Source organism: Bradyrhizobium sp. CB1717, from assembly GCF_029714325.1.
In the GTDB taxonomy this organism is placed as follows: domain Bacteria; phylum Pseudomonadota; class Alphaproteobacteria; order Rhizobiales; family Xanthobacteraceae; genus Bradyrhizobium.
Genome location: NZ_CP121666.1, coordinates 7,252,172 through 7,266,961, shown reverse-complemented (window position 1 = coordinate 7,266,961; position 14,790 = coordinate 7,252,172). Strand labels below are relative to the sequence as shown.

16 protein-coding genes are annotated in these 14,790 nt (G+C 64.9%); 9 read left to right on the top strand and 7 right to left on the bottom strand.

The window, feature by feature from the left end:
* Positions 1-247: 247 nt before the first annotated feature.
* Positions 248-1,117 (top strand): DUF1194 domain-containing protein, encoded by an 870-nt coding sequence (locus QA649_RS33960; protein WP_283021045.1) that lies wholly within the window; start codon positions 248-250, stop codon positions 1,115-1,117.
* 172 nt (positions 1,118-1,289) lie between these two features.
* Positions 1,290-1,925, top strand: a complete 636-nt coding sequence (locus QA649_RS33955; RefSeq protein WP_283021044.1) for a hypothetical protein — start codon at positions 1,290-1,292, stop codon at positions 1,923-1,925.
* A 27-nt stretch (positions 1,926-1,952) separates the two neighbouring features.
* On the opposite strand, the gene QA649_RS33950 is transcribed toward QA649_RS33955, so the two are convergent.
* Together QA649_RS33950 and QA649_RS33945 are read right to left on the bottom strand one after the other, a co-directional pair.
* Complete coding sequence (locus QA649_RS33950) at positions 1,953-2,726, bottom strand: enoyl-CoA hydratase/isomerase family protein (protein ID WP_283021043.1); 774 nt, start codon at positions 2,724-2,726, stop codon at positions 1,953-1,955.
* Between the two features lie 354 nt (positions 2,727-3,080).
* Positions 3,081-3,722, bottom strand: coding sequence for a carboxymuconolactone decarboxylase (locus tag QA649_RS33945; protein ID WP_283021042.1), 642 nt, complete (start codon positions 3,720-3,722; stop codon positions 3,081-3,083).
* Between the two features lie 147 nt (positions 3,723-3,869).
* On the opposite strand from QA649_RS33945, the gene QA649_RS33940 reads away from it, so the two are divergent.
* Positions 3,870-4,235, top strand: a complete 366-nt coding sequence (locus tag QA649_RS33940; protein WP_283021041.1) for a VOC family protein — start codon at positions 3,870-3,872, stop codon at positions 4,233-4,235.
* Between the two features lie 30 nt (positions 4,236-4,265).
* On the opposite strand, the gene QA649_RS33935 is transcribed toward QA649_RS33940, so the two are convergent.
* The gene (locus QA649_RS33935; protein WP_283021040.1) at positions 4,266-5,324 is read right to left on the bottom strand and encodes a class I SAM-dependent methyltransferase; all 1,059 of its coding nucleotides are present in this window, start codon (positions 5,322-5,324) and stop codon (positions 4,266-4,268) included.
* A gap of 220 nt (positions 5,325-5,544) precedes the next feature.
* Here QA649_RS33935 and QA649_RS33930 point away from each other — a divergent pair, with 220 nt between their 5' ends.
* A complete protein-coding gene (locus QA649_RS33930) occupies positions 5,545-6,147 on the top strand; it encodes a hypothetical protein (RefSeq protein WP_283021039.1) in 603 nt (200 codons plus the stop codon).
* Positions 6,148-6,166: 19 nt separating this feature from the next.
* Here the strand turns inward: QA649_RS33930 and QA649_RS33925 are convergent, their stop codons facing one another.
* A complete protein-coding gene (locus tag QA649_RS33925) occupies positions 6,167-7,078 on the bottom strand; it encodes a GntR family transcriptional regulator (protein ID WP_283021038.1) in 912 nt (303 codons plus the stop codon).
* An 89-nt stretch (positions 7,079-7,167) separates the two neighbouring features.
* Between QA649_RS33925 and QA649_RS33920 the strand changes: the two genes are divergently transcribed.
* From QA649_RS33920 to QA649_RS33900, 5 genes are read left to right on the top strand one after another with little or no spacing between them, the layout of a single operon-like run.
* Positions 7,168-8,103 (top strand): hydroxymethylglutaryl-CoA lyase, encoded by a 936-nt coding sequence (locus QA649_RS33920; RefSeq protein WP_283021037.1) that lies wholly within the window; start codon positions 7,168-7,170, stop codon positions 8,101-8,103.
* Positions 8,100-9,314: a CaiB/BaiF CoA-transferase family protein gene (locus QA649_RS33915; RefSeq protein WP_283021036.1), complete on the top strand. Its 1,215-nt coding sequence runs from the start codon at positions 8,100-8,102 to the stop codon at positions 9,312-9,314. Before QA649_RS33920 ends, QA649_RS33915 begins: the two co-directional genes overlap by 4 nt.
* Before the next feature lie 37 nt (positions 9,315-9,351).
* Positions 9,352-10,398, top strand: a complete 1,047-nt coding sequence (locus QA649_RS33910; protein ID WP_283021035.1) for an ABC transporter substrate-binding protein — start codon at positions 9,352-9,354, stop codon at positions 10,396-10,398.
* Entirely contained in the window at positions 10,395-11,243 is an 849-nt protein-coding gene (locus tag QA649_RS33905) for an ABC transporter ATP-binding protein (protein ID WP_283021034.1), read from the top strand. Before QA649_RS33910 ends, QA649_RS33905 begins: the two co-directional genes overlap by 4 nt.
* Positions 11,244-11,245: 2 nt before the next feature.
* A complete protein-coding gene (locus tag QA649_RS33900; RefSeq protein ID WP_283021033.1) occupies positions 11,246-12,097 on the top strand; it encodes an ABC transporter permease in 852 nt (283 codons plus the stop codon).
* 37 nt (positions 12,098-12,134) lie between these two features.
* Here the strand turns inward: QA649_RS33900 and QA649_RS33895 are convergent, their stop codons facing one another.
* The 3 genes from QA649_RS33895 to QA649_RS33885 are packed head-to-tail and all read right to left on the bottom strand — an operon-like array spanning position 12,135 to position 14,688.
* Positions 12,135-13,382 (bottom strand): methyltransferase, encoded by a 1,248-nt coding sequence (locus QA649_RS33895; RefSeq protein ID WP_283021032.1) that lies wholly within the window; start codon positions 13,380-13,382, stop codon positions 12,135-12,137.
* Positions 13,375-14,109, bottom strand: a complete 735-nt coding sequence (locus QA649_RS33890) for a TlyA family RNA methyltransferase (protein ID WP_283021031.1) — start codon at positions 14,107-14,109, stop codon at positions 13,375-13,377. The genes QA649_RS33895 and QA649_RS33890 overlap by 8 nt, the downstream gene beginning before the upstream one ends.
* A 24-nt stretch (positions 14,110-14,133) precedes the next feature.
* Positions 14,134-14,688 carry a nucleoside 2-deoxyribosyltransferase gene (locus tag QA649_RS33885; RefSeq protein ID WP_283021030.1) on the bottom strand — a complete coding sequence of 185 codons (555 nt, stop codon included), beginning with the start codon at positions 14,686-14,688 and terminating at the stop codon, positions 14,134-14,136.
* Between the last annotated feature and the right edge of the window lie 102 nt (positions 14,689-14,790).

Genomic DNA, 14,790 nt, shown 5'->3' with positions numbered 1-14,790 from the left:
CGAAGCGAGAACTCTGGCGCGCCCTTGAGCGCCTGAGAATCTCGAGATTCCGGGTTCGGCTCTTCGAGCCGCCCTGAATGACGGAGCCTGTGGTCGCACGTGTTCCGGTGACGCAAGCGCGGCAGCACGGCGGCAGCTTTGCGTAACGCACACAAATTCCTAACTCGAATGTGAAGCGCAGGCGATCTTCGCACTTTGCGGCAAGGCGATTGCATGTCACCATCGCGTCATACGACGGGAGACTGCGATGCGCTTGCTGTTCTCGATCGGGGCTGTGCTGGTGGCCGGCGTGCTCGCCGGGGGGGACGTCGCGGGCTTAGCGGCACCAGGGCCAAAGTTTGAACCGCCCAGGAGTGAGCCGCAGCGGCTGGCAGCCGACAAGGATGCGCAGGCGGTCGATGTCGAGCTCATCCTCGCCGTCGACGTGTCCTACTCCATGGACATGGACGAGCTGGCGATCCAGCGCGAAGGCTACGCGCAGGCGATCCAGTCGAAAGAGTTTCTCCAGGCGCTGAAGATGGGTCCGAACGGGCGGATCGCGGTGACCTATTTCGAGTGGGCCGCCTCCACCGACCAGAAGATCATCATTCCCTGGCGGCTGGTCGACGGACCGGAGACCGCGGACGCGGTCGCCGCCGAAATCATGAAGACGCCGATCCGGCGCGCCTCGCGCACCTCGATCTCCGGCGCAATCACCTTCGCGATGCCGCTATTCGAGGAGGATCCCTATCGGGGCTTGCGCCGCGTCATCGACATCTCGGGCGATGGTCCCAACAACAATGGCAGCCCGGTCACGGTGGCGCGCGACGCCGCGCTCGAGAAGGGCATCGTCATCAACGGCCTGCCCATCATGGTCAAGGAGCCGTCCTATTCGACCATGGATATCGACAATCTCGACTACTACTACGAGGACTGCGTCGTCGGCGGTCCCGGCTCCTTCGTCATCGCGATCAAGGACCGCGACAAGTTCAAGGAGGCGATCCGCACCAAGCTGCTGATGGAGGTTGCGGGCCGTACGCCGGAGCGCCCCGTGGTACGCGTTGCCGACAAGGACAAGGAGCCGCGCGTCAACTGCCTGATCGGCGAGAAGATCTGGTCCGACCGCTGGGGACGCTAGATGCCCACCCCAGGTGAGACTTTTTGCCCGTCTCATCCGGCGGTTGAATTTAACCGCTCGTTAACCGGCGCGCGGGCCTAATCGGATTGTTTCTGCTTGTTTCCGGCCCGTCTTCCTGGCTGGTCGGCAAGTGAACGTAAGCGGGGTGTCAGACCCGTATCCGAGCAACCCGATGGCTATCGTCACGTCGAGCACCAGCCAGATTTCGCCCGCCAACGAGCGGGTCTTCCACCAGAGCAGGCTGCTCGGTGAGTGGAAGGGCAATTGGGTCGGCAACAACCAGGCGGTCAGCTTCAAGGTCGTGAACATCCGCGGTGCCCGGGCGCAGGTCGAATACACCCACAACGGCCACACCGAGCGCGGCTTTGGCGAGGTCCAGGGCTCGCTTATCACCTATGGCGGGGTCACGGTCGGCACCAAGGACGGCAAGAACATGGTGCTGCTGTTCTCGGTGGGCGGTGCCGGCAAGCAGACCGCGAATCTCGAGAAGCAGGACCCGCCGGCGTCCGACAGCCGCCTGATGGGCAGCTGGGGCGGCTATTCCAGCGATAACGGCAAGAGCGCGAGCTTCAAGGTTCTCTCCGTCAACGGCAAGGAGGCGCAGGTCAGCGTCACCACTGACGGCGTCACCCGCCAGGGCACCGGCTACGTCTACAAGAACGTCATCATGTTCGGACAGGCGCAGATTGCGACCGACGACGGCAAGAACGGCAAGGTCATCTACCAGGTCGGCTCCAAGTCCTTCATGGTGCCCGTGACGAAATATCCGCCGGCCGATACATCGTCGTCTGTCGACAAGACCGCCTGAACACGTCGCGCGCGCGGCGGGCGCTCCTCACCAGTTCGGCGCCCGCTTCTCCACGAACGCCCTCAAGCCCTCCTGCGCCTCGTCCGAGGTCGCGACGTTGCAGAAATCGTCCACGGCACTGGCGATGCTGCGCCGGTAGTCGAGATCGATCTGCCGCATGAAGGCGGCGCGGCCCATCCGCAGCACCGCGGCCGATTTCGCCGCGAATTGCGCCGCGAGCGTCTCGGTTTCCGCCTCGAGTTCGGCATCGGCGACGACACGGTTCACCACGCCGAGCTCGCGCGCCTCCACGGCGCTGAAGACGCGCCCGGTGAACAGCAGCTCGAAGGCGCGGTGGCGTCCGACGATGCGCGGCAGATGCGCATAGTGGATGGCGGGAATGACGCCGACATCGATCTCGGGATAGCCGAACGTCGCGCTCTCGGAGGCCAGCACCACATCGCATGACACCGCCATGGTCATGCCGCCGCCGCGCGCCGCGCCGCCGACCGCGGCGATCGACGGCTTCCCGAGGCCGTACTGGGCGTCGTAGAGGTCGATGTAAAGCGCCTGAAGGAATTCGCGGATCTCTGTGCCTGATTTTCCAAGCAGGATGTCGAGGTCGAGGCCCGCCGAAAAACGTTTTGCAATCGCGCTCGCCAGCACGACAACGCGCGCATCGGTATCGTCGGCGGCGCGGCGGAGCGCCGTCACCACCGCACGGATGACCTCGAGGCTCAGCGCGTTGACGGGCGGTCGGCGCAGCGTGATGCGCGCGATGTTGCCGACGCGTTCGTAAGTGACGGGAGTGCCTGATGTCACTGGGGGACTCCGTGGTTTCAAAACGTCAGCACCTTCAATTGCCGATCGATCTTGATCGAGTTGAAATACTCATCTGCATCCACATCGTCATTGCGAGCGCAGCGAAGCAATCTAGAGTCTTTCCGCAGAGGCAGTCTGGATTGCTTCGCGGCGCTCGCAATGACGCACCATCAACTCCGTCATCCTGAGGTGCTCCCCATGGGGCGCGGCGCGCCCCATGGGGAGCCTCGAGGGATACACGGCCCCGATGCAGCCGGCCCGTCGCCCTTCGAGGGCCGCTGAAGAAGCGGCCACCTCAGGATGGCGGTAGTAGAATTGTCCATCCGCAAATTCAGAGCGGATCGTGTGTTGCCTCTATTTCGCAGCCAGCGGCGGCAGCGGCGGCACGCTGTCGTTCGGCGCTTCGGCCTGCATGGTGATCAGCGTCATCGAGACAAGGTCGTAATAGCCGATCAGGCCGATGATATCCATGATGCCGCGCTCGCCGAATTTCTGCTGCGCGGCGCGGTAGACCTCGTCGGAGACCTTCTTGTCGCGATAGAGCGCCATCGCAAGATCGTAGAGCGCGGCCTCGTCGTCCTTCATCGTCTGCGGCCGTACGCCGTTGGCGATGTCATTGGCGACCGCAGGATCGAGGCCGGCCTTCATCGCCAGCGGATAATGCGCGAACCATTCATACTGCGCCGTCCATTGCCTTGCCGTGATCAGGATCGCGAATTCGCTGAGACGTGCCGGCAACGACGAATTCCAGCGCAGATAGTCCGACATCGCCGAGAGCTTTGGCGCGAGCTCGGGGTTGCGGATATAGGCGCGGTAGGGCGGGTTGGTGAACTTGGCATTGCGCGGCGGCACCGCGATCGCGTCCGCCCATTCCTTCTGCGGCGGCGTCAGCTCGTCCGCCTTCAGCGGCACGAAGCGGGTCGGCTCGGCGGCATGGCCGGCTTCCGGGATTGCCGTACTGACCAGGACAGCCAGCGCCAGGCCAAGATATCGCATCGTCATCCTCCCATTCCGGCGGACGCGCGCCGCCTTGTTCGACCACCAGCTTACGTTGCGGTTCAGCCCGTGCAAGACCTCGGCAACGCATGCTAGGTTGCGCGCTGGAGATCGCTCGCGAGATGGAGGATTGATGACGAACACCCGATGATGGCCGGCGCCGCCACCGTATTCGTCGTCTCCGACATCGCAGCCAGCCTCGCCTTTTACCGCGACGTACTCGGCTTCGAGGTCACCTTCGAATACGGCCAGCCGCCGTCCTATGCCTGCCTTTGCCGGGACGAGGTCGGCCTGCATCTGCTCGCGGCATCCAGTACGAAACGATTGGCCGGGCAGGGCGGTCTCTGCATTTTCGTTCGGGATGTCGACGAGCTCTATGCCGAAGTGTCAGCGCGCGGCGCCAGGCTGCTCAACCGGCCGGAGGACCGCGACTACGGCATGCGCGATTTCGACGTCGTCGATGCCGACGGCAACCAACTCACCTTCGGCATGGGGACGGACGCCGCGGCCTGACCTCGCCGGCCGCGCGCGCCCGGCGTTGAATCAGATTCGCGCCTCGAGGATCAGATTGAACGGCGTCTCGGCTGCGCGGCGGAAGCGCGACAGGCCGCCTTCGCGCGCGACCTTGCGCAGCCGCGCTTCGCCGGCCTGTGCACCCAGCGCCAGGCCCACCTCCTGATCGAGCGAGGCCGGCGTGCAGATCATGGTCGAGGCTGCATAGTAGACCCGGCCGACGGGATTGAGATTGTCTTCGAGGCGATCGCCTGCGAACGGCTCGACCAGCATGCAGGTGCCGTCCTTGGCCATGGTCTCGCGCACGTGGCTGATGGCGCCGACGGGATCGCCCATGTCGTGCAGGCAATCGAAGAAGCAGACGAGATCGTAGCCTTCGGCCGGATAGGACTTGGCCGAGTGAACCGCGAAGGAGACCCGGTCGCCGAGCTTGGCCTCGTTGGCTCCCTTCCGCGCGGCCTCGATCGAGCCCTCGTGATAGTCGAAGCCGTAGAAGCGCGAGTTCGGGAAGGCCTCCGCCATCAGCCGCGTCGAGACGCCGTGGCCGCAGCCGACATCGGCGACCTTGGCACCACGCTTCAGCTTGTCCACGACGCCGTCGAGCGCAGGCAGCCACTCCTGCACCAGATGATGCATATAGCCGGTGCGGAAGAAGCGGGCGGTGCCGCAGAACAGGCACTCGCTGCGTCGGTTCCAGCCGACCCCCTTGCCGGTCTTGAACGCGTCCGTGATCTTCGGCTCGTCGAGAAACGCCGCGGCAATGACATTGCCGACTGCGCCGAGGAATACCGGGCTGTCCTGGTCGGCAAGCGCCATCGCCTGCTCCGGCAGCATCGAGAATTTTCCTGAAGCGGTATCGTATTCGATGTAGCCGGATGCCGCCTGGCTCGAGAGCCATTCGCGGACGTAGCGCTCCGTCGTCCCGGTGGCGCTGGCGAGCTCGGCGGAGTTCATCGGCCCCTTGGCGGCGAGGGCGCGGTAGAGGCCGAGCTTGTCGCCCAGCAGGACCAGCGAGGCGTTCATCGCCGCCCCCACCTCGGTGATCATCTTGCCCATAAAGGCATTCAACCTGTCGGAATTGACCTCCATGATAGCCTCCATGCAATGACGGGCATTTTCAAAGGTCTGCGCAATCAAAGCGCGGGCGCGAGCTTGCGCGCGTCCCTTAAATGGGTCAATCCGACGCGAAGGAGGTTCAACGCGTCAGGAAGAGGTGATCGGGAACTGGATGAGGGCATCACTGGCACCGCGTCGCTGGTATTCGCACGCTCCTGGGCGTATAATTTACGAACTTTTGACGGTCGCCTGAATGCCCAGCCTTGCACGTTCCTGTGGTCTTGCAACTCTCTTCGCGATGCTCTGCGTCTGCGGAGCCACCGCTCATGCGCAAGTCGCACCCCTGAGATATTGGATCCCGGGTGGGGCCTTCGGCTATGGCGGCAGCGACGGCCAGAGCTCCGACACCTACGGCAATTTTCCGAGCTTCAATGCCGGTGACGCAGGCGGGCGTGCCAACTTTGCCAACGGCTTCTTCGTCGGCAGCCAGCGTGGCAACCTGAATTGGAGCGGCCTCAGCCAGACTGGCCTGGCCGGTAATTTCAGCGCGCTCTCCTATGACAGCACGCAGTTCGGCTACAACACCAAGACCGCGGGCGGCATGCCCGTCACGTTCTTTGCCGGTTTCGACACGCTGAAATTCGGCAACGGCATCGGCAGCTCGATAGCGCCGCTGACATCCAGCACAGCACCGGGCTACAGCGCATTTGCGGGCGTCGAGTTCAAGCCGACCTCCAACCTCAGCCTGTCGTTCGGGGCCGGGTTCATCCAGCAGGACTCGGGCCGCATGGACAGCGATATCAAGTCGAACATGCTGCCCGGTGAATCGCCGGCGCTGAGCGGCTTGCGCCGCTAAAGGAACAGCGCCGAGGACATCACGACAAGCCCGCCACCAACGGGCGTTGCAGGTGCTTGGCCATCAGTTCCGCCGCTTCGGCGTAACGCCGCGTTTCCAGGACGTCGAGCAGGCGGAGATGTTCGCGCACGTGGCGCCGCATGCCGTCGCGGTCGGCGAAGCTGCGGTAGGCGAACAGGCGTCTGATCGAATTCACCCGCTTGAGGGCCTCAAGGAAGAATGGGTTGCCGGCGCCACGAATGATCTCCTCGTGGAATTCGCAACCGGAGTGAAAGACCTCGCCGATCGTCATCTTCTCGAGCTCGCCGTCCAGGACGCGCAACTGGCGCTCGCGCAAGCGTGCGATCACCTTCTGTGATAACGTGAAGCCGGGCTGCACGATCGCCGCCGGCTCGATCACCGCGCGAAACGCCATGTTTTGAACCTGCGCTTCGGGGTTGGAGACCGTCTCCGCAAAGCGCCAGCCATAGCCCGGCAGGCGCGCGATCCAGCCCTCCGCTGCAATGCGGTCGAGCAGCCGCTGCAACTCGGCCCGGCTCAGCTCATAGCGGCGCATCAGCTCTGCCTCGGTGACATCGGCCGGCAGCCGGCTTGCGAGCACGTCGCCGGCAATTGTCACATAGACCTGTTCGCTGCGCCTGACCGCTGCCAGCGCCGGCTGGGCCGCGCCGCTGGTCGGATTCTTCGCCAGCACGAAGCCGCGATGCGCCTCGCCGCGGGCGAGCCCCGCGGCTTCGAGAGCCTTCAGGCCAAGCCGGATCGGTGCGCGTGACAGATCAAGCGCGTCCGCAAGCCTTTGTTCGATCAAGCGATCACCGGCCTTCATGCCCTCGCGCCGGGCGAGCGCCATGATCAGGCCGGCGAGCTGCTCGGCACGCTCGGAACTAGCGCTTTTGGCGGCGCGCTGACGGGAACTGTCGGAGGTGGTCATCGCAGTGCACGCAAAGTTTAGGGCTTGACAGACTGTCCCATGGATTGTTCTTTAATGCAATAATATACAATCAAAGCAGGGAGAGCCCGATGGCGCGCGCGCCGGATGTCCACATTTGCGAGGTCGCTCCTCGCGATGGCCTGCAGAATCTCGACATCTTCGTTCCCACCGAAGCCAAGTGCGCGCTGATCGATACGATCGCTGCGGCCGGCGTGCGCGAGATCGACGCCGGGTCCTTCGTGCCGCCAAAGGTCGTGCCGCAATTCGCCGACGTGGATGCGGTGATGGCGCATGCACTCACGCACAAGTCGGCCACGATCGGTGCGCTGGTGCCGAACCCGAAGGGCGCCGAGCGCGCGATTGCCGCCGGCGTCAACGCCGTCTATTTCGTCATCTCGGCCAGCGAGACTCACAACCGCGCCAACGTCCGTCGCTCCGTCGAAGAGCAGCTCGAAGGCTTTCGCGCGGTTCGCGCCGCGATCGATGCCCGCCCGGTGGACCGGCGGCCGCAATTGATGGGCGCGATTTCCACCTCCTTCGGCTGCTCGCTGGAAGGCGAGGTCAGCGAAGCCGCCGTGTGCCGCGTTGCGCGTGCCTTTGCCGAGGCTCGCGCCGACGAGATCGGGCTTGCCGACACCGTCGGCTATGCCACGCCCAAGCTGGTCGGGCAGATCGTAGAAGCCGTCAGGCGGGAGGTCGGATCACAGATGACGCTGCGACTGCATCTGCACGACACGCTCGGCGCCGGCCTCGCCAATGCCGTCGCCGGTCTCGAGGCGGGGATCCGCCGTTTCGATGCCGCGGTGTCAGGCCTCGGCGGCTGTCCCTTTGCACCGGGGGCGCGCGGCAACATCGTCACCGAGGATCTCGTGTTCATGCTGGAACGTATGGGACTTTCAACCGGCATCGATCTCGACCGCCTGATGCAGACGCGCGAGATCCTCGCCCGGCATATCCCGGCAAAGCATCTGACGGGACACCTGCATGAGGCCGGCATCCCCAAGGTTCTGCGGAGGGCGGCATGACGGCGACTGTGCGCGATACGGCATCAGAGCTTCGCCCCCTCGCCGGCCTTCGCGTCGTCGAATTCAGCCAGATGGTGATGGGGCCGAGCTGCGGCTTGATTCTCGCCGATCTCGGCGCCGACGTGATCAAGGTCGAGCCGCCGAAGGGTGACCGCACCCGCTATTTCAAGGGGCCTGCCGCAGGCTTCTTCGCCACCTACAGCCGTAACAAGCGCAGCATCGCGCTGGATACGTCGACCGCGGAAGGCCAGAAGATCGCGCGTAGGCTGATCGAGACCAGCGACGTCCTGATCGAGAATTTCAGGCCGGGCTTGTTGAAGCGGATCGGCCTCGACTACGAGAGCGTCGCTAGCTTCGCGCCGCGCCTGATCTATTGCTCGCTCAAGGGTTATCTGCCGGGCCCGTACGAGAACCGCCTCGCGCTCGACGAGGTCGTGCAAATGATGGGCGGTCTCGCCTACATGACAGGCCTGCCGGACCGGCCGATGCGCGCCGGCGCCTCGGTCAACGACGTCATGGGCGGCATGTTCGGCGTGATCGCGATCCAGGCTGCGTTGGCCGAACGGCAGCGCACCGGCCGCGGTCGCTACATCCAGAGCGCATTGTACGAGAACAACGTGTTCCTGATGGCGCAGGCCATGATGTGCGAGGTGGTCAGTGGCCAGCCCTCGATCCCTTATTCGATCAAGGACAGCCCCTGGCCGGTCTACGATCTCTTCGACACCAGGGACGGCTCAAAGCTGTTCGTCACCATCGTCGGCGAAGAGCAATGGGAGGCGTTCTGCCGCGCCTTCGATCGAGAAGCCTGGCTTGCCGATCCGCGCTTTGCGACGAGCAACGACCGCGTCGACCATCGCAGCTGGCTGATCCCCGAAATCGCGAAGATCTTCAAACAGTGGGACAAGGCCGCTCTCGCCGCGCGCCTCGAGCAGCTTGATCTGCCCTACGCGCCGGTGAACAAGCCCGGTGATCTCTTCGATGACCCGCATCTGAACCAGTCGGGCGGGATGACCGACATTCGGCTGCCAGATGGTGGCGAGGCGAAGACGCCGCTGTTGCCGATCTCCATCGACGGCCGCCGCCTGCCCAATCGTTACGATCCGCCGCAGATCGGCGAGCAGACGCGCGAGATCCTGAGCGAGATTGGGATGCCGCCGGACGACATCGAAAAACTGCGTCAAGCAGGAACGATCAAGATCGCGCCGTCCTGACACCTGGCGCGATCAAGGAGAACACAGGGAGGAACACATGAGTATCACGAGGCGCCAGGCGCTGATCGCGGGCTCCGCATGGGCCGGCGCGTCGCTGCTGCCGGGACGAGGGCACGCGGAGAGCAAGCAGGTCTCGCTCGCCTTCGGACCGGTGTCGCCGGTCTATGCCATCGGCATGATCGCGGAGCTCAAAGGTTACTTCAAGGACGAAGGGCTCGATTCGAAGCTCGTGACCGGCAATGCCGGTACGTTCGGGCGCCAGACGCTGGCCGCGGGACAAACGCTGTTCGCGCATGGCGATGCCAGCCATCCGCTCCAGCTCACCGCGCGCGGCAAGCCCTGCAAGATCCTGCTCGCGACCGAGATGGTGTGTTCCTATGCCAACATCATGGTGCGTCAGGATCTCTACGAGAGCGGCATCAATTCTGTCGAGAAGCTCGCGGGCTACAAACGCGCGGATGGCGCCAAGCCCATCGTCGCGGCCACGGCCATCGGCTCGGGCACCTGGGTGTTCGGCACCTACGTGTTCGAGGTGCGAGGCCTCGCCGACAAGGTGAACTGGGTCGCCGGCGGCGGACCCAACACGATGTTTCCATCGCTCCAGACCAAGCAGTTCGATGCCATCATGGCGCCGCCGAGCTGGATCGTCGAGGTCGAGAAGAAGGGCTTTGGCAGGACGATCTACGACACCTCCAAGCCCGGCGTGTTCGACAGGGATTTCGGCGGCACGCTGCCCGTGCTCGTGATCTACACGCTCCAGGACACGGTCGAGCAGGACAAGGCGATGGTGCAGGCCTATGTCAACGCGATCTACCGCGCGATGGCCTTCGTGAAGGCGGCGCCGCTCGCCGAGGTGCAGGCGCTGGTCACGCCGAAATATTTCTCGGGCATCGACCCGGACGCGGTCAGTGCCGAGCTCGGCTTCGACAAGTCGACCTGGGCCTATGACGGCGTGATCGACAAGGCTGCGTTCGAACGCGGGGCCAAGCCCTGGTACCGCAAGGGCACTGACATTCCCGAAACCAGATACGAGGATGTCGTCGACATGAGTTTCCTGCAGGCAGCCAGGGCGAAATACAAATGACGGTCGCACCCAGCCCGGGCCTTGCGCGCGCGAGACATGACGATGACAGGGCGGCGGCGGGCACGCGCATCGCCGTGCGGGGGCTCGCCAAGCGCTTCAACGCGTCCGGCGGCGAATTCGTGGCGGTCGATGACGTGTCCTTCGAGGTCAAGCAGGGTGAATTCGTCGCGTTGCTCGGTCCGTCCGGCTGCGGCAAGAGCACCATCCTCAACATGGTCGCGGGGCTGCTGCCGCGCTCGGGCGGGCGAATTCTCATCGACGAGGACACCGTCGAGATCGGCAAGGTCAATCGCAAGGTTGGCTACGTCTTCCAGCGAGACACGCTGTTTCCCTGGCGCACCGTGGAGCAGAACATCGGCTATGGGCTGGAGATCGCGGGGGTTCCCAAGGCGGCGCGCGCCGGCCGTGTCGCCTCTTCCGTCGACAGAGCGGGTCTCACGGGTTTTGCGCAGAGCTTCCCGCGCATGCTGTCGGGCGGCATGCGCCAGCGTGTCGCCCTGATGCGCACGTTGATCCTGGAGCCCGAGATCCTGCTGATGGACGAGCCGTTCGGCGCGCTCGATACCCACACCAAGCTCGAGATGCACAAGACGCTCCTGGAGATCTGGGAGCGCGAGCGGCAGACCGTGCTGTTCGTGACGCACGACCTCGGCGAAGCCATCACATTGGCGAGCCGCATCATCCTGCTTTCCGCGCGCCCCGGGCGGCTCAAAGAGGATTTCGACGTCGACATTCCGCGGCCGCGCGATCCCGTGGCTCTGCGCGAGACGGCCGAATTCGGCCGCCTCTATTCCCACATCTGGCATTCGCTCGGCGAGGAATTCCGCCGCACCAAGGCCGAGTGATCATGACCAAGAGCCGCGCCATCATCCTGTTCTGGCAACTCGCCATTCTCGCAGCGGTGCTCATCATTTGGCAGTGGGGCTTCGAATGGAGCAAGGCGCTGCTGCCGAAGGCTTACGTGCCGAAGCTGCTCGACCCCTATTTCGTCGCCAAGCCGTCGCTGATCTGGCAGAGCTTTCTCCGGCTTGGCTGCTTTTCCGATTCCGGCGGCTTTGCCGCCTGCATCAGGGGTAACGACAACAATCTCTGGCTCGCGACACTGGTGACGCTGAAGAACACCTGGTGGGGATTCCTGTTTGGATCGGCGAGCGGAATTGCCGCAGGCCTGATCCTCGGCCGCTCCGACTTCCTGGCCCGCGTGTTCGGACCGTACATCGTGGCGCTCAACTCCATCCCGCGCATCGCGCTGGTGCCGCTCGTCATCCTGATCTTCGGCCTCGGCGACCTCTCGAAGATTGCGACCGCCTGGCTGGTCGTGTTCTTCGTGGTGTTCTTCAACACCTTCGAGGGAACCCGCGCGGTCGACCGCGACCAGATCGCGGCCGCCCGCCTGTTGGGCGCCAGTGAATTCACGGTGCTGCGCACTGTCGTGATTCCCTCCGCGCTCGCCTGGGTGTTCGCTTCGCTCCTGCCGGCGGTTTCCTTTGCCCTGATCGGCGTCATCGTCGGCGAGTTCATCGGCGCCGAGCGGGGACTCGGCAAGCTCATCATCGAGGCGGAAGCGCGCGCCAATGCCAGCGAGATGATGGTGGCCATCTTCGTCATGATGTTCGTCGGAATCCTGCTCGCAATCGCGGTGCGTTCGCTGCAGTCCTATCTCTTGCGATGGCAGCCGCAATTCGAGCCGTCGGCCTAGCCGTATCGGAGATCGAGAACAAATGGCCGGTGCGGCGTCACCGCCTGAACCGCGCCACCAGCTCGACATGCGGCGTATGCCGGAACTGGTCGACCGGCACGACGCTCTCGATCTTGTAGCCGCCGTCGATCAAGAGCCGCGCGTCGCGCGCGAAGGTCGCGACGTTGCATGAGACAGCGACGACGACCGGCACTTTGCTCGCGGCAAGCTTCAACGCCTGCGCCTGCGCGCCCTGGCGCGGGGGATCGAACACCACGGCGTCGAAGTCGCGCAGCTCCGGCGGCACCAGGGGACGACGGAACAAGTCGCGCGGTTCGGCCTTGATCGGCTTGAGCCCCGGCGTGCGCGCAGCCTTTGCGAGCGCTGCGATCGCGCCGGCATCGCTGTCATAGGCGGTGATGCGCGCCTTCTCGGCGAGCCGTAGCGCAAACGGTCCAACGCCGCAGAAGAGGTCGAGAACCTCCTTGGCCTTGCCGACGCGTTCTGCGACCAGCGCGGCCAGCGTCTCTTCGCCGGCGACGGTGGCTTGCAGGAACGAGCCCGGCGGTAGCGTCACTTCCGCGCGGCCCATCTTCACCGTCGGCGCGAGGCGCTGCAGCACCAGCTCGCCATGCCGTGTCAGCCGCGCCAGGCGATGCTGCTCGGCGACGCGCGACAATGCGGTGACGAGTGTCGTCGGCAGCGGGCCGGAGCCGCGCACGTCGACGTCGAGGCCGTTGAGGGTGGCAGTGACCTGGATGTCGAGCGGCTTGGTCACCGGCATTTTGGACGTCAGCGGCTCTGCGATCGCCCAGGCGGCATCGAGCGCGCCCTCGAGTGCGGGATCGAGGATCGGGCAGCGATGGATCGGGATGACGTCGTGCGAGCTCGTCGCGGAAAAGCCGACCTTGAGGACGTCATGCGTGCCGAACCGGCCATGCAGCGTGACGCGCCGGCGCCCCGCGCCATGGGCATCGACCAGCGGCGCCACCTCGCAATCGAGGCCGGCCTGCGCCAGCGTCTCGACCACGATGCCGCGTTTCCAGGCGTGATAAGGCACCGCGGCCCAGTGCTGGATGGCGCAGCCGCCGCAGACCCCGAAATGCGGACAGAACGGTGCGATGCGCTCGGGGCTGGCGACGTCCACCGCCAGCAGCTTGCGGCGGTCTGGATGGTGTCCCGCGACGTGGTCGACCTCGACGGTCTCGCCGGCAAGCGTATAGGGCACGTAGACTGCATCGTCCGTCGAGAGCGAGACGCCGTCGCCGCGATGGCCGACATGATCTATGGTCAAGCGCTCAACCACGGCGCGCGCCCAGGAAGAATTCGATATTGCCATCGCCGCCCGCGATCGAGGAGGGGAACACCTCGATATCGGTGCAGCCGAGCGAGGCTGCAAACGCAGCGATGTCGTCGCAGATCTCCCGATGCACGGCGGCGTCGCGGATGATGCCCTTCTTGTTGTGCTTCCTGTCAGCCTCGAATTGCGGCTTGATCAGCGCCAGCAAGCTCATGGGCGCGGCGGCAAGCGACAGCGCTACCGGCAGCACGCTCTTGAGCGAGATGAAGCTGACGTCGATGACGACGACGTCGGGCCGCGCCGGCAGGCGCTTGCCGTCATAGCTGCGGATGTCGGTCTCCTCCATCGACACGATCTTGGGATGACCGCGCAGCGAGGGATGTAGCTGGCTGGTGCCAACATCGACCGCGAACACCAGGCTTGCACCGTTCGCGAGCAGCACTTCGGTGAAGCCGCCGGTGGAGGCACCGACATCGAGGCAGATATGGTCCTCGATCTCGATCGGATACCGCTCCAGCGCGCCCGCGAGCTTGACGCCGCCGCGCGAGACGTAGGGGTGCGCGGGCTCGGCCTGGATCACCGCGTCCTCGGCGATGCTCTCCGACGGTTTTGTGACCTGCTTGTCGTCGGCGGTGACGAGGCCCGCCTCGATCGCCGCGCGCGCCCGTGCCCGGCTCTCGAACAGGCCGCGCTCGACCAGCAATACATCGGCGCGCTTGCGGGCAGGGGACATTGGCTCTCCAACGAGGATTGACGCTTATTTAGCGATCAATCGCGCGGCCGCCATCCGGACGCAAGTCTCGAACGCGGCAAGATCGTGCCAGACGTCGATGGGCATCGTGGCCGGCGTCACCAGCGGGCAGCCATGCAACTCCAGCGCATGGATCATCATGAGGTTCTCGACGAGGCCGAAGTCCTCGACCGTCAACCCCTGGGCATCGACCAGCCGCGCGTCCTCGGAGGTGACCTCCATGAAGCGACCGACACGGTCGGCATAGACGGCCCCATCGTTGGAATAGGCCAGGCAGAATTTGCGGCGGCCGGCCATGTAGCCGAGCTCGTAGACGGTGCCGGGATCGGCGCCCGCGCCGCGGAACGGGGTCAGGTTGGCGATGATGGCATCGGCCGCATCCATCATGGCCTCGTTGCCACAAAAGATCTGCCGCGAGGCGTCGGGCGCGGTGAGGTCGATGGCGTTGTCGAGGGGATAAAGGCCGGTAAGCCCGTGCGCCGCACAGATCGCAGCCTTGCGGCGGCCGATCTCGACTGCATCCGGCAGGAACACGTCGGGACCTGCCAGATAGATTTTCATGGAGAGAGAACCGGGAAAATTTGGGTCGAGGTGCAAGCCACATCGTGCGGTCTGCTCCCCTCCCGCTTGCGGGGGAGGGTTGGGGAGGGGGTGTCTCGGCAA